Raw genomic sequence first — 319 nt, 5'->3', positions numbered from 1 at the left:
GGCATCATCATGGGCCTTGGCCTGGCGCTGATGGAGGAAACCCAGATCGACGAACGCAATGGCCGGGTGATGAACCCGAGCCTGTCCGAATACCATATTCCCGTCCACATGGATGTGCCCGATATCGACGTAATCTGGACCGACATCCCCGACCCGCACACGCCAATGGGCGCACGCGGCATCGGCGAGATCGGCATCACCGGCACGGCCGCAGCGGTCGCTAACGCTATCTACAATGCGACGGGAAAGCGGGTCCGCGACCTGCCGATCACGCTCGACAAGCTGCTGTGATGGGGGCCAGCAACCCTTTGTAACGCCC

Annotated in this window: 1 protein-coding gene; it reads left to right on the top strand. The window is 62.4% G+C overall.

Annotated features, from left to right (window positions below; genetic code table 11):
• A partial coding sequence (locus LH128_RS30315) for a molybdopterin cofactor-binding domain-containing protein (protein WP_008833517.1) occupies positions 1-291 on the top strand: 291 nt, incomplete at its 5' end.
• Positions 292-319: the final 28 nt, after the last annotated feature.

It is taken from the genome of Sphingomonas sp. LH128, assembly GCF_000293195.2.
Taxonomy (GTDB): domain Bacteria; phylum Pseudomonadota; class Alphaproteobacteria; order Sphingomonadales; family Sphingomonadaceae; genus Novosphingobium; species Novosphingobium resinovorum_A.
Note: the sequence above shows the minus strand (reverse complement) of the source record. Positions and strands in the feature narration are given on the sequence as shown.